We start from the raw sequence: 12,858 nt of genomic DNA on the forward strand, positions 1-12,858 counted from the left end.
AGCCATCCACCAAAGGGCCGATAACCGGTTATCCCCCGTTCCCCACCGAAGGTCACCATGGCCACGCAAAATGCCCGCGCGGACTCGCTGTCCCTGCTGCTGTTCACCCTGCGCAGCGGCAAGCTGATGGCAATCAACCTGCTCAAGGTCAGCGAGATCATCCCCTGCCCGCCGCTGACCAAGCTGCCCGAGGCGCATCCCCACGTAAAAGGCGTGGCGACCCTGCGCGGCCATTCGCTGTCGGTCATCGACCTGTCCCGCGCCATTGGCGAGCGACCTCTTGCCGACCCGGACGCCGGCTGCCTGATCGTCACCGAGATCAGCCGGTCGCGCCAAGGCCTGCATGTGCAGGCGGTCAGCCGCATCGTGCATTGCCTGAGCACCGACATCAAACCGCCGCCCTTTGGTTCAGGCAACCGCTCGTTCATCACCGGCGTAACCCGGGTGGACAACACCCTGGTGCAGGTGCTGGACATCGAAAAAGTCATCCATGCCATCGCCCCACCCGTGGCCGAACCGCCCCATGGCACCTTGAGCGAAGAAGACGCCAGCCTGCTGGCCGCCGCCAATATCCTGGTGGTGGACGACAGCCAGGTAGCCCTGCAGCAGTCAGTGCACACCCTGCGTAACCTGGGCATCGAATGCCACACTGCGCGCAGCGCCAAAGACGCCATTAACGTGTTGCTGGAACTGCAGGGTACGTCGCAGGAGATCAACATCATCGTTTCCGACATCGAAATGAGCGAAATGGACGGCTACGCCTTCACCCGCACCCTGCGCGAAACCCCCGATTTCCAGCACCTTTACGTGCTGCTGCACACCTCGCTGGACAGCGCCATGAGCAGCGAAAAGGCAACCCAGGCCGGGGCCAACGCCATCCTTACCAAGTTCTCCTCACCGGAGCTGACCGATTGTCTGGTGGTGGCCGCGCGTACCGTGGTGTTCACCGAGCGCTGATATATTCAGCGACAACTTCCCCGGCTTGCCGCCGGGGGTGAGTCGGGCATAATTCGCGCCCCTCGTAAAAAAACTGCCGGAACCGCGTATGAAGTTCTTCAGCTCCATCCTGATCAGCTGCGTCCTTTTCAGCGGTAGCGCACAGGCCTCCAGCAGCCAGGCCTGGAACGAGCAGCGCCAACAGATGCTCAAGGCCTGCCTGGCTGCCAGCCAGTTCAAGGACGCCCACGCCCGTGGCAAGCCCGCCGAGTTCGATGACCAGGTGGGCATGAACGCCCTGCTGATCGAAGGCGTGTACCCACAGAAGCACATGCAGCAGCGCACCGGCACCGAGTTGTGCCTGTACGATCGCCAGCACCAGCGTGCCTTTGTCAGCGAGTGGAGCCCGGAGGCCAAGTGAGCGACAGCTTGCGATTCGGCTGTACCGGTTGCGGCAAGTGCTGCACGGGCCACCATGTACCGTTGACGCTTGATGAAGCGCGACGCTGGGCGGACGATGCCGGTCAGGTAGTGGTGCTGATCGAGGCGTTCATCACCGACGGCCCCGGCATGCCGGCTGATCAGCGCGAACATGTACTGCGCCGCTCCCATCCCGTGCACTGCGGCGACGGCGAAGCACGCGTGTCGGTGACCTTTGCCGCCTTCAACCCCGGGCGCTGCCGCAACCTCGACGACAACGACCTTTGCACCATCTACGACCAGCGCCCGCTGGTCTGTCGCATCTACCCGGTGGAAATCAACCCACACATTCCGCTGCGCCCGGACAACAAGGACTGCCCGCCAGAAGCCTGGCAGCAGGGGCCGGAACTGATCCACGGTACGCAACTGGTCGATGCGGAGCTGGAAGCGCTGGTACAAGCCTCGCGGCAGGCCGACCGGGATGACATTGCGGCTAAGGTGGCGGTGTGCCAGGCGCTGGGCATGACCACCAGTGCGCTCAAGGGTAATGGTTTTACGGCTTACCTGCCGGACATGGGGGCGTTTGCCACTGCGCTGGCGCAGGTGCATGGGGATGACGGGGGACAGTGGACCTTGCATGTGCAGGATGAGGCGCTGGTCGCGAGCTTGCAGGGGCTTGGTTTGCGCACTACCAGCGAAACTCCGGTGTATTACGCGTTCATTGGCTTCTAGCCTGACTCACTGCGAAAAGGCATACACGGTAATTGTGGGAGCGGGCGTGCCCGCTCCCACAGGAATCGCGCAAACTTTCACACAAGCCAGTAGCGCACTGACCTTAAGGCCCGAAACTGACAGCGCTGTCAGCCAGCGGTCACGCTGCCGACCCGGTTCGGGGGCTATAAAATTGAGTACAGACTACCGTTCCCTCCCCTCTGGCCAAGGTGCCCGCACCGATGCGACGTCCGTCCCGCTCTGTCATCCTCGCTGCCCTGGCGCTTCTTGCCCTGGTGGTCGCGGGCAGCTGGTACAGCCAGCGCCAGCCTGCACCCGCTGCCCGTGCGCAGGCGGCCATCCCCGTGCGCGTGGTCAGCGTCGGCCAGCAAGACGTGCCGCGCTACGCCAGCGCCATCGGAACAGTTCAGTCACTGCACAGTGTTGAAGTACGGCCACAAGTCGAAGGTGTACTCACCCAGGTGCTGGTCAAGGAAGGCCAGTGGGTCAAGGAAGGCGACCTGCTCGCCACCCTCGACGACCGCAGCATCCGCGCCAGCCTCGACCAGGCCCGCGCCCAGCTCGGCCAGAGCCAGGCACAGATCCAGGTGGCTGGCGTCGACCTCAAGCGCTACCGCCTGCTCAGCAGCGATGACGGCGTCTCGAAGCAAACCCTCGACCAGCAACAGGCGCTGGTCAACCAGTTGCAGGCCACGGTCAAAGGCAACCAGGCGGCCATCGCCAACGCCGAGGTCCAGCTTTCCTACACGCAGATCCGTTCACCTGTCACCGGGCGCGTCGGCATCCGTAATGTCGACCCGGGCAACCTGGTACGCACCAGCGACACCCAAGGCTTGTTCAGCGTCACCCAGATCGACCCCATCGCCGTCGAATTCGCCCTGCCGCAGCAGATGCTGCCAACCTTGCAAAGCCTGCTCAAGGCACCCACCCCGGCGCTGGTGCAGGCCTACATGGACGCCGACGGCGACCGCAGCCTGCTCGGCGAAGGCCACCTGGCACTGATCGACAACCAGATTTCCGGCACCACCGGTACCGTGCGGGTAAAAGCCGAGTTCGACAACAAGGACGGCCACCTGTGGCCGGGCCAGCTGGTCACCCTTCGCCTGCGCACCGCCGTGGAAGAAAACGCCCTGGTGGTGCCGCCACCGGTGGTGCAGCGCGGCGTCGACGGGCACTTCGTCTACCGCTTGGACGGCGACAAGGTCACCAGCGTGCCGGTGAAGGTGCTGTACCAGGACAGCGGGCTGAACATCATTGCCGGGGTCAAGCCAGGCGAGCGCCTGGTGCTTGATGGCCAGTCAAGGCTCAAGCCGGGCGCGCGGGTCGAGGTCACGCCTGATGCTCCTGCGCCGTCGGAAATGGCCGACCGCCGGAGCCAGCCATGAACACGCGCAACGGTGTTTCCGCCTGGTGCATCGACCACCCCATCGCCACCCTGCTGCTGACCTTCGCCCTGGTGCTGCTGGGGGCCATCGCCTTCCCGCGCTTGCCGGTGGCGCCGTTGCCGGAGGCAGACTTCCCGACCATCCAGGTGACTGCCCAGCTGCCCGGCGCCAGCCCGGAAACCATGGCCTCATCGGTGGCCACGCCGCTGGAGGTGCAGTTCAGCGCCATCCCCGGCATGACCCAGATGACCAGCAGCAGCGCGCTGGGGTCGACCACCCTGATCCTGCAGTTCACCCTCGACAAGAACATCGACACCGCTGCCCAGGAAGTGCAGGCCGCAATCAACACCGCCACCGCCCGCCTGCCGCAAGACCTGCCCAACCCGCCGACCTGGCGCAAGGTCAACCCGGCCGACAGCCCAGTGCTGGTGCTGACGGTCAGCTCTGACCAGATGCCCGGCAACGACCTCAGCGACTACACCGAAACCCTGCTGGCCCGCCAGCTGAGCCAGATCGACGGGGTGGGCCTGATCAACATCACCGGCCAGCTGCGCCCGGCAATCCGCGTGCAGGCGCAGCCCGAGAAGCTGGCCGCCATCGGCCTGACCCTGGCCGACCTGCGTCAGGCCATCCAACAGACCAGCCTGAACCTGGCCAAGGGCGCGCTGTACGGCGAGCACAGCGTGTCGACCATCGCCGCCAACGACCAGCTGTTCCACCCCGAGGACTACGCGCAACTGATCGTCTCATACCGCGACGGCGCCCCTGTGCACCTGAAGGACGTGGCCAAGGTGATCAACGGCGCCGAGAACGCCTACGTCAAAGCCTGGTCCGGCGACCAGCCAGGGCTGAACCTGGTGATCTTCCGCCAGCCCGGCGCCAACATCGTCGATACCGTGGACCGCGTGCTGGCCGCCCTGCCCAAGCTGCAAGAGATGCTGCCGGCCTCGGTCGAAGTGTCGGTGCTGCAAGACCGTACCCAGACCATCCGCGCCTCGCTGCATGAAGTCGAACTGACCCTGATGATCGCCGTGGCCCTGGTCATCGGGGTGATGGCGCTGTTCCTGCGCCAGTGGTCGGCGACCATGGTGGTATCCAGCGTGCTCGGCGTTTCGCTGATCGCCAGTTGCGCACTGATGTACGTGCTCGGTTTCAGCCTGAACAACCTCACCCTGGTGGCCATCGTCATCTCGGTGGGTTTCGTGGTCGATGACGCCATCGTAGTGGTGGAGAACATCCACCGCCACCTGGAAGCCGGCGATGATAGCCGAACGGCGGCGCTCAAGGGCGCCGGGGAAATCGGCTTTACCGTGGTGTCGATCAGTTTCTCGCTGATTGCCGCATTCATTCCGCTGCTGTTCATGGGCGGTGTGGTCGGGCGGCTGTTCAAAGAGTTTGCCCTGACCGCCACGGCCACCATCCTGATTTCGGTGGTGGTTTCGCTCACCCTGGCGCCAACCCTGTGCGCGCTGTTCATGCGCCGCCCACCCGCTGAACACAAGGGCGGCTTTGGCGAACGCTTGGTCAAGTGGTACGAAAAGGGTCTGAACCGCGCCCTCGCCCACCAGCGCCTGACCCTGGGTGTGTTTGGCGTGACCCTGGCGTTGGCGGTGGCTGGCTACGTGGCCATCCCCAAGGGCTTCTTCCCGTTGCAGGACACCGGTTTCATTCTGGGCACCAGCGAAGCGGCGGCGGATGTCTCGTACCCGTCGATGATCGAGAAGCATCAGGCGCTGGCCAGAATCATCGGAGCAGACCCGGCCGTGCGCGCGTTCTCCCATTCGGTGGGCGTTACCGGCAGCAACCAGACCATCGCCAACGGCCGTTTCTGGATCGCCCTCAAGCCGCGCGGCGAGCGCGATGTGTCGGCCAGCGAACTGATAGACCGGCTGCGGCCCAAGCTGGCCCAGGTACCGGGCATTGTCCTGTACATGCGCGCCGGCCAGGACATCAACCTCAGCTCCGGCCCGTCCCGCACCCAGTATCAGTACGTGCTCAAGAGCAACGACGGCGAGGCCCTGAACCTGTGGACCCAGCGCATGACTGACCGGCTGCGGGAAAGCCCGGCGTTCCGCGACCTGTCCAACGACCTGCAACTGGGCGCCAGCGTTACCCGCATCGACATCGACCGCCAGGCCGCCGCGCGCTTCGGCCTGACCACCACCGATGTCGACCAGGCCCTGTACGATGCCTTCGGCCAGCGGCAGATCAGCGAATTCCAGACCGACACCAACCAGTACAAGGTGATCCTTGAACTGGATGCGCAACAACGTGGCAAGGCCGAGAGCCTCAACTACTTCTACCTGCGCTCGCCGCTGAGCAACGAGATGGTGCCACTGTCGGCCGTCGCCCACGTGGCGCCGCCCAGCACCGGGCCGCTGTCGATCAGCCACGACGGCCTGTTCCCGGCGGCCAACCTGTCGTTCAACCTGGCCCCCGGCGTGGCACTGGGTGATGCAGTAAGCATCCTCGACCGCACCCAGCGGGAGCTGGGCATGCCCGACACCATCAGCGGCAACTTCCAGGGTGCGGCCCAGGCGTTCCAGAGTTCGCTGTCGAGCCAACCGTGGTTGATCCTGGCCGCGCTGGTGGCGGTGTACATCATCCTCGGCGTGCTGTACGAAAGCTTCGTCCACCCGCTGACCATCATTTCCACCCTGCCCTCGGCCGGCCTGGGTGCGCTGATATTGCTGTGGGCCATGGGCCAGGACTTCAGCATCATGGGGCTGATTGGCGTGGTGCTGCTGATCGGCATCGTCAAGAAAAACGGCATCCTGCTGATCGACTTTGCCCTTGAAGCCCAGCGTCATCAGGGCCTGACGCCGGAACAGGCGATTCATCAAGCGTGCCTGACGCGCTTCCGTCCGATCATCATGACCACCCTGGCCGCCTTGCTCGGCGCGGTGCCGCTGATGTTCGGTTTCGGCACCGGTGCCGAGTTGCGTCAGCCACTGGGCATTGCAGTGGTGGGTGGCCTGCTGGTGAGCCAGGCCCTGACGCTGTTCACCACCCCGGTCATATACTTGGCCCTGGAGCGCCTGTTCCATCGCCGCCAGGCTGCCCGTGCGGCAGCGCCAAGTGCCAGCTAGGACAAGACCATGCGTGTGCTGATCATCGAAGACGAAGAAAAAACCGCCGACTACCTGCATCGTGGCCTGAGCGAACAGGGCTTTACCGTGGACCTGGCGCGGGACGGCATCGACGGCCTGCACCTGGCCCTGGAAGGCGACTACGCGGTGATCGTGCTGGATGTGATGCTGCCCGGCCTGGATGGCTATGGCGTGCTGCGCGCCTTGCGCGCGCGCAAGCAGACGCCGGTGATCATGCTGACCGCTCGCGAACGGGTCGAAGACCGCATCCACGGCCTGCGTGAGGGTGCCGACGACTATCTGGGCAAGCCGTTCTCGTTTCTTGAACTGGTCGCCCGTCTTCAGGCCCTTACCCGCCGTAGCAGCAGCCACGAACCGCTCCAGGTGCAGGTGGCAGACCTGTGGATCGACCTGATGGCGCGCAAGGCCACCCGCGCCGGCCAGCGCCTGGACCTGACTGCCAAGGAGTTCTCGCTGCTGAGCGTACTGGCCCGGCGGCAGGGTGAAATCCTGTCGAAGACGGCGATTGCCGAGCTGGTCTGGGACATCAACTTCGACAGCGATGCCAACGTTGTGGAAGTGGCGATCAAGCGCCTGCGCGCCAAGCTGGACGGGCCTTTCGACAACAAGCTGCTGCACACCATCCGAGGCATGGGCTATGTCCTGGAAAACCGTGCGGGGTAATTCCATCGCCCTGCGTCTGTCGGCGCTGTTCATCCTGGTCGCACTGGGCGTGTTCGTGTTGATCGGCTCGGCACTTTACCGCCAGGTCGACCACAGCCTGGACTTGCTGCCGCAAGCCGAACTGGACGCACGCTTCAGCGTGCTCGAATCCACCCTCAACCGCTTCGGTACGCCAGACCACTGGGCCAAGATCAACAACAAGCTCAACCTGCTGAGCGAAGAAGACAAACGCATCCGCTTCTGGGTGGTCAGCAGCAACCCGGCCTACGAGTACGGCCACCCCAGCGAGCTGGTACGCGCCTTCGCCGAAGGCCCGCAGGGTATGCGCGACCTGCGCCTGCCGGACCGCCCCTACCCTTACAAGGTGCTGGTCAGCGAACTGCCAGCACTGGGCGAGCGGCCACCGCTACGCTTTCTGATCGGCATCGACACCGAAACCTTCTGGCAGGCGCAGCACAGCCTGCTGGTGGCGATTGTCGGGTTGGCGGTGCTTGGCGTACTGCTGGCCTCAGTGCTGGGCTACTGGGTGGCGCGCATTGGCCTGCGCCCGTTGCTGGCGTTGTCCAACGAGGCCCAGGCCCTGGCCCCGCCACGCCTGGACGGGCGCTTGAAGACCCACGCGCTGGCCCCGGAACTGGCGCAGTTTGCCGGCGCCTTCAACGCTGCGCTCGACCGTGTCAGCCAGGCCTACTCGCGGCTGGAAGCCTTCAATGCTGACGTTGCCCATGAACTGCGCTCCCCACTCACCAACCTGATCGGCCAGACCCAGGTCGCACTCACCCGAGGCCGCAGCGCCGAGCATTATTTCGAAGTGCTGCAATCCAACCTGGAAGAGCTGGAGCGCCTGCGCAGTATTATCAACGACATGCTGTTTCTGGCCAGTGCCGACCAAGGCAGCAAGGCCACTGCCCTGACCCAGGCCTCGCTGGCCGAGGAAGTGGCGACCACGCTCGACTACCTGGACTACATCCTCGAAGACGCACAGGTCAGCGTGAACGTAAGCGGCGATGCTCACGCCCCCATCGAAAAAGCCCAACTACGCCGGGCGTTGATCAACCTGCTGAACAACGCCGTGCAGCATACGGCGCCGCACCAAGAGATCCGCGTGCAGATCGATGCCGGGCCGGAGCAGGTCAGCATCGCCGTGAGCAACCCGGGGCCGGCGATTGACGATGAGCACCTGCCGTTGCTGTTCGAGCGCTTCTACCGGGTGGATGCGGCGCGCAGCAACAGCGGTGGGGGTAACCATGGGTTGGGGTTGGCCATCGTCAAGGCGATTGCGCTGATGCATGGGGGAGAGGTGTTTGTGCGCAGTGCAGCGGGGGCCAATACCTTCGGTATTCGCTTGCCGATCCATACCTGACTGCAGAACGCGGTCCCTGTGGGAGCGGGCGTGCCCGCGAACACGGGCGAAGCCCGTGCCATACACTGCGGTGCCTGCTTCGCGGGCTCGCCCGCTCCCACAGAGAACCGTGAAAGCGCTCTAGACTGCGGATTTGCGGCGAAAGCCCTATTGGTTGTTCATAGATCGTTACCTTTTGCGCAACAGTGCTTATCGCACTCAGGTCTGTTTCCAGTGTATTGAAAGGACTAACTTTACCCCCGTCCTCATTAGCACTTGCACCGCAAGAAGGTAGTTTCAAATGTCCAACAGTATGGGTATTGCCAGCGTCTTCGTCCTGTCTTCCCTGTTGTTGTCGCCCCTGGCCATGGCCGAAGAATCCAGCGCTTTCGTCACCCGTAATGCAGAGCTCGCCGCCGTCCACCAAGAAGCCCGCGACGTTGTAGCTGCAAACAAGTCTGACGCCGCCAAAGATGCAAAACAGACAGCCTCCAAAGTTTCTGTCGATGCCAATGCCGACAGCTGATCAAGCGCTGTCGCTGCTCCAGATTTCCCTTGGCTACGCCATGGGCACCACCGGTGCCGATATGTTAGCCTTTTAAAGCCGCTGCCAATCAGCGGCTTTTTTTATGTGCTTTAACGCTCAGCCCGGCTGTAACGTCTACTTATAAGAAAGACGCACATTCAAAAATAAAAACTGCCCCACCGTCACATCAAAGGAGCTAGTACCGGTGCCTTCCGCGTTTCGTTTAACCCCGCTGTTCATTGCGTTGACTGCAACGATCCCTTTCGCCGCCCAGGCAGATGAAGACAAGGCTGATGGCTTCATCGAAGGGTCGTCGTTCAACCTGCATTTCCGTAATGCCTACTTCAACCGCGACAACCACAACGCCGGCGTGCGCGACACCCGCGAGTGGGGCCAGGGCGCGGTTGCGCGCTTCGAGTCGGGCTACACCCCGGGTGTGGTCGGCGTTGGCCTGGACGCCCATGCCATGCTGGGCCTTAAGCTCGACGGCGGTGGCGGCCATGCCGGCACCAGCATCCTGCCCGAGCATATCAAGGATGACGGCGAGCTGGGCGCTGCCCCGCACTCGTTCTCCACGGCGGGCGCTGCAGTCAAGCTGAAAGCCTTCGACACCGAGCTGAAAGCCGGTGACCTGTTCCTGACCAACCCGGTGATCGCTGGCGGCGAAACCCGCATGCTGCCGCAGACCTTCCGTGGCGTGAGCCTGACCAACACCAGCATCGACAGCCTGCTGCTCGAAGGCGGCCAGGTGAGCTTCACCCACCCGTACAACCAGAGCGGCCATCGCCGTATCGACACCTACTACGGCGCGCTGAACGAACACGACAAGAGCAAGCACCTGAACTGGGCCGGCGCGTCGTGGAGCGGTACCGAAAACATCACCGCCAACCTGTACGCCGCCGAGCTGAAGGACATCTGGAACCAGTACTACGCTGACTTCGACTACACCTACGTGGTCAACGACCTGGTCAGCCTGAACCCGGGCGTGCACTTCTACCACACCCAGGACACCGGCCAGGCCCTGCTGGGCAAGATCGACAACAACACCTACAGCGTTCACTTCACCGTCAACGCCGGGTTCCACAGCGTCACCGCCGCCTACCAGCGGGTCAACGGCAACACGCCGTTCGACTACATCAACCTGGGCGACAGCGTGTACCTGGACAACTCGCGCATGTACTCGGACTTCAACGCGCCGAACGAGCGTTCGTGGAAGCTGCAGTACGACTATGACTTCGCCGGCGTCGGCGTGCCTGGCCTGACCACCTCGCTGTCGTACTCGCGCGGTGAAGCTGACCTGACCAAGGCGGTGAAAGACACCACCCACTATGACTATTACCGTGAAGATGGCAAGAACGCCATGCACTGGGAACGTGACCTGGACGTGAAGTACGTGTTCCAGGAGGGTGACCTGAAAGACCTGTCGGTGCTGGTGCGCTATGCCACCCACCGTGGTAGCCAGGGTTATGCGTCGATCGACAGCAACAGCGACAACGATGAAGTGCGGGTGATCGTGGATTACCCACTGAACGTGTTCTGATCCCGTTTTTTAAGCTTCATACATAACCCCTGTGGGAGCGGGTTTACCCGCGAAGAAGGCACCGCGGTGTTGGGCACCGGCTTCGTCGGTGTTCGCGGGTGAACCCGCTCCCACAGGGTCTGGTGTGAATCTGAAATACAGCACACTGTGATTCCGTCGGACAAATCTTGTCCGACAATCCGTGCTTCCCTAAAATGTCGCCGCCGCGAATGGCCCTGCCCACGCAGTAGCGAGCATGCCCACCCGATTACCGCGTTTCGCATTCCTCAGGTCGCACCCCGAGCTGACCCTCAATCTGGGCAGTTGCCTTGCCGTGCTCGCCATCGTCGCCATCGTCAGCTACCTGCTGGCGCGTGAACGCGATAGCGTCGAGCTGTCGGCCATTCGCTCGTCCAACAACATCGTTCAGTTGATCGAAAGCGACATCCTGCGCAACGCCGAACTCTACGATCAGTCCCTGCAGGGCCTGATCTGGGCTGTCGGACGCAAGGAACTGCCGGAAATCCCCGGCCCGCTACGCCAGCGCCTGCTATTCAATGAAGCCTTCGTCGACCGCAAACGCGGTGATGTGCTGTGGCTGGACAAACAAGGCAACGTAGTGGGCGACTCCACCAGCAGCGTGCCGCGCAAGGCCAACTTCGGCGATACCGGGGTGTTCAAGGCGCATCAGAACAACGCCAATCTCGGTTTGCTGGTGGGCCCGCCGTTCAAGGCCAAACTGGGCGACCTGGACTGGTGTATCAGTTTCAGCCGGCGTATCTCTGGCCCCAATGGCGAATTCGCCGGGCTGGCGGCAGGGGCACTGCGCCTGTCGTACTTCAGCGAATTGTTCCAGCGCCTGGACATCGGCGACGACAGCAGCATCAACCTGTTCAATACCGACGGGCAGTTGCTCGCCCGCCAGCCCTCGCGCACGCAAGACCCACTAATCGGCACCAACTATGCCGGGCGGCCCAACTTCAAGCGTATTCTCAGCGAACAGAGTGGCAACTTCACGGCACGCTCCGGGAGCGACGGCAACTCACGCATCTACACCTTTGCCCGTGTCGCGCAGTTGCCGCTGATCGTACTGGTGGTTCACTCGGCAGACGAGGTGTTCCAGTCATGGCGACGTACCGCGATTCTAGTCAGCGTCGCTACCGGCGTGCTCTGCGTGGGCATTCTCTGGCTGACCCTGCTGCTGGGCCGCGAACTGCGCCGCCGTCAGGATGCCGAGCAAGGCCTAGCAACCCTGGCTGCCACCGACAGCCTGACAGGCCTGGCCAACCGTCGCCGCCTGGACCAGGTGCTGCGCCATGAATGGGCTCGCGCGCAACGCAACCGCAAGCCCCTGGCCGTGCTGATGGTGGATGTGGACCATTTCAAGGCGTTCAACCAGCGCCATGGCCATGCCGGTGGCGACCATGCCCTGCGTGAAGTGGCCAAAACCATAGAAGCGTGCATCCGCCGCCCGGCCGACCTGGCTGCACGTTATGGCGGGGAGGAGTTTCAAGTGGTGCTGCCGGAAACCGACCTGGCCGGCGCCCGACTACTGGCCGAACGCATACGCGCCAGTGTCGAGGCGCTAGCGCCGTTTGCCGATGATGCCCACGCGGTGACGGTGAGCATCGGTATCGGCCTGTCCGGCACCCAGCACGACCTGGCCAGGGTGCTGGGCGCTGCGGACGAAGCGCTCTACCGGGCCAAGGCCATGGGCCGCAACCGGGTAGAGGGGCCTGAGGCTTAAGAACGGGCGCGGGCAGCGTTGCGCAGGGCCTTGACCTGGTCATGGTTGCGCTGCACGCCTTGCAGCTGTTTTTCCACCAGGCTGTAGGTCATGTCGCTGGCGGTGCGGCCCAGTTTCACCAGCTTTTCGCGGGCTTCCTTGTAGGCTTTGAGCGCGTGATCCTCGCCCCGCTCCACCTCGTTGAGTACCGCTTCATCATCCTTGCCGGTGACCATCGACTTCAGGTTGACCCAGCCACGGTGCAGGTCGCCGCTGATGCTGGTGGAGGTTTCCGGGTCGCCGCCCAGACGGCGCACTTCGCTTTGCAGTTCGCCTGCGGCATTGGCGCACTCACCGGCACGCTGGACGAAGAACGCTTTCAACTCTGGGTTCTTCACATCATCGGCCGAGGTCTTGAAGCCTTTCTCGCCATCCTTGCTGTACTCGATCAGGTCGTTGAGCACATCGATCACGTCTTTGTTGGGGTTGCTCATGGTAC

11 protein-coding genes are annotated in these 12,858 nt (G+C 63.4%); 10 read left to right on the forward strand and 1 reads right to left on the reverse strand.

Annotation, left to right across the window (positions count from 1 at the left end):
- Positions 1-57 precede the first annotated feature (57 nt).
- The 10 genes from ACF8R4_RS14940 (at position 58) to ACF8R4_RS14985 (ending at position 12,380) form a co-directional block, all read left to right on the forward strand.
- On the forward strand, positions 58-957 hold the full coding sequence (locus ACF8R4_RS14940) for a chemotaxis protein (RefSeq protein ID WP_060500179.1): 900 nt from the start codon (positions 58-60) through the stop codon (positions 955-957).
- 88 nt (positions 958-1,045) lie between these two features.
- The gene (locus tag ACF8R4_RS14945) at positions 1,046-1,357 is read left to right on the forward strand and encodes a hypothetical protein (RefSeq protein WP_060500178.1); all 312 of its coding nucleotides are present in this window, start codon (positions 1,046-1,048) and stop codon (positions 1,355-1,357) included.
- The gene (locus ACF8R4_RS14950; RefSeq protein ID WP_104833404.1) at positions 1,354-2,088 is read left to right on the forward strand and encodes a YkgJ family cysteine cluster protein; all 735 of its coding nucleotides are present in this window, start codon (positions 1,354-1,356) and stop codon (positions 2,086-2,088) included. The genes ACF8R4_RS14945 and ACF8R4_RS14950 overlap by 4 nt, the downstream gene beginning before the upstream one ends.
- A 221-nt stretch (positions 2,089-2,309) precedes the next feature.
- Positions 2,310-3,473 carry an efflux RND transporter periplasmic adaptor subunit gene (locus ACF8R4_RS14955; protein ID WP_104833405.1) on the forward strand — a complete coding sequence of 388 codons (1,164 nt, stop codon included), beginning with the start codon at positions 2,310-2,312 and terminating at the stop codon, positions 3,471-3,473.
- Positions 3,470-6,562 carry a multidrug efflux RND transporter permease subunit gene (locus ACF8R4_RS14960; protein WP_104833406.1) on the forward strand — a complete coding sequence of 1,031 codons (3,093 nt, stop codon included), beginning with the start codon at positions 3,470-3,472 and terminating at the stop codon, positions 6,560-6,562. The genes ACF8R4_RS14955 and ACF8R4_RS14960 overlap by 4 nt, the downstream gene beginning before the upstream one ends.
- Before the next feature lie 9 nt (positions 6,563-6,571).
- Positions 6,572-7,246 (forward strand): heavy metal response regulator transcription factor, encoded by a 675-nt coding sequence (locus ACF8R4_RS14965; RefSeq protein WP_012270545.1) that lies wholly within the window; start codon positions 6,572-6,574, stop codon positions 7,244-7,246.
- Complete coding sequence (locus ACF8R4_RS14970) at positions 7,221-8,609, forward strand: heavy metal sensor histidine kinase (protein WP_060500174.1); 1,389 nt, start codon at positions 7,221-7,223, stop codon at positions 8,607-8,609. Before ACF8R4_RS14965 ends, ACF8R4_RS14970 begins: the two co-directional genes overlap by 26 nt.
- Before the next feature lie 280 nt (positions 8,610-8,889).
- Entirely contained in the window at positions 8,890-9,114 is a 225-nt protein-coding gene (locus tag ACF8R4_RS14975; protein WP_104833408.1) for a hypothetical protein, read from the forward strand.
- Between the two features lie 205 nt (positions 9,115-9,319).
- Positions 9,320-10,654, forward strand: coding sequence for an OprD family porin (locus ACF8R4_RS14980; RefSeq protein WP_392492814.1), 1,335 nt, complete (start codon positions 9,320-9,322; stop codon positions 10,652-10,654).
- A 235-nt stretch (positions 10,655-10,889) separates the two neighbouring features.
- The gene (locus ACF8R4_RS14985) at positions 10,890-12,380 is read left to right on the forward strand and encodes a sensor domain-containing diguanylate cyclase (protein ID WP_060500171.1); all 1,491 of its coding nucleotides are present in this window, start codon (positions 10,890-10,892) and stop codon (positions 12,378-12,380) included.
- On the opposite strand, the gene ACF8R4_RS14990 is transcribed toward ACF8R4_RS14985, so the two are convergent.
- Complete coding sequence (locus tag ACF8R4_RS14990) at positions 12,377-12,853, reverse strand: PA2169 family four-helix-bundle protein (protein WP_060500170.1); 477 nt, start codon at positions 12,851-12,853, stop codon at positions 12,377-12,379. The genes ACF8R4_RS14985 and ACF8R4_RS14990 overlap by 4 nt on opposite strands.
- Positions 12,854-12,858 lie beyond the last annotated feature (5 nt).

The organism is Pseudomonas sp. FYR_2 (genome assembly GCF_043106425.1).
GTDB lineage: Bacteria > Pseudomonadota > Gammaproteobacteria > Pseudomonadales > Pseudomonadaceae > Aquipseudomonas > Aquipseudomonas monteilii.

Excerpts from the sequence above, each read along its gene's own strand:
- ACF8R4_RS14940 (WP_060500179.1), top strand. The coding sequence starts at position 58 with ATGGCCACGCAAAATGCCCGCGCGGACTCGCTGTCCCTGCTGCTGTTC.
- ACF8R4_RS14945 (WP_060500178.1), top strand. The coding sequence starts at position 1,046 with ATGAAGTTCTTCAGCTCCATCCTGATCAGCTGCGTCCTTTTCAGCGGT.
- ACF8R4_RS14955 (WP_104833405.1), top strand. The coding sequence starts at position 2,310 with ATGCGACGTCCGTCCCGCTCTGTCATCCTCGCTGCCCTGGCGCTTCTT.
- ACF8R4_RS14960 (WP_104833406.1), top strand. The coding sequence starts at position 3,470 with ATGAACACGCGCAACGGTGTTTCCGCCTGGTGCATCGACCACCCCATC.
- ACF8R4_RS14965 (WP_012270545.1), top strand. The coding sequence starts at position 6,572 with ATGCGTGTGCTGATCATCGAAGACGAAGAAAAAACCGCCGACTACCTG.
- ACF8R4_RS14970 (WP_060500174.1), top strand. The coding sequence starts at position 7,221 with ATGTCCTGGAAAACCGTGCGGGGTAATTCCATCGCCCTGCGTCTGTCG.
- ACF8R4_RS14975 (WP_104833408.1), top strand. The coding sequence starts at position 8,890 with ATGTCCAACAGTATGGGTATTGCCAGCGTCTTCGTCCTGTCTTCCCTG.
- ACF8R4_RS14985 (WP_060500171.1), top strand. The coding sequence starts at position 10,890 with ATGCCCACCCGATTACCGCGTTTCGCATTCCTCAGGTCGCACCCCGAG.
- ACF8R4_RS14990 (WP_060500170.1), bottom strand. The coding sequence starts at position 12,853 with ATGAGCAACCCCAACAAAGACGTGATCGATGTGCTCAACGACCTGATC.